General features: G+C 46.4%; 1 pseudogene. It reads left to right on the top strand.

Going from position 1 to position 455, the window contains the following annotated elements:
• Window positions 1–455 (top strand): annotated as a pseudogene (locus tag H8L32_RS27285) (IS3 family transposase); the annotation flags it as partial.

The following is a 455-nucleotide window of genomic DNA, read 5'->3' on the forward strand; positions in this document are numbered from 1 at the left end:
TATACAGCAGAACAAAAAGAATGGGTAATACAACAAATGACGCCGCCCATCAATCGTGCCATTGTGGAGTTAGCCCAAGCCACAGGAATCACTACTCCCACTCTGCGAATTTGGCAGAAAGAAGCGAGAGCAGAAGGAAGAATTGTGCCAGGAGATAGTAAATCCAGTGATCAGTGGAGCAGTGCAGATAAATTCAGAATTGTGCTGGAAACGGCTAGCTTAAGCGAAACTGAATTATCAGCTTATTGCAGGAGAAAAGGCATTTATCCAGAGCAAGTCAGGGAATGGAGTCTGGTCTGTGAACAAGCCAATGAGCCTTTAGTACAGTCCCATCCTAGTGCCAGCCAAACCAGACGAATCAACGAACTGGAACGCAAGCTCATCAAGAGAGAGAATCAACTGGCAGAGTCGGAGGCATTATTGGTGTTAAGAAAAAAAGCCGCGGCGATTTGGGG

The organism is Undibacterium hunanense (assembly GCF_014284335.1).
Taxonomy (GTDB): Bacteria; Pseudomonadota; Gammaproteobacteria; order Burkholderiales; family Burkholderiaceae_D; genus Undibacterium; species Undibacterium hunanense.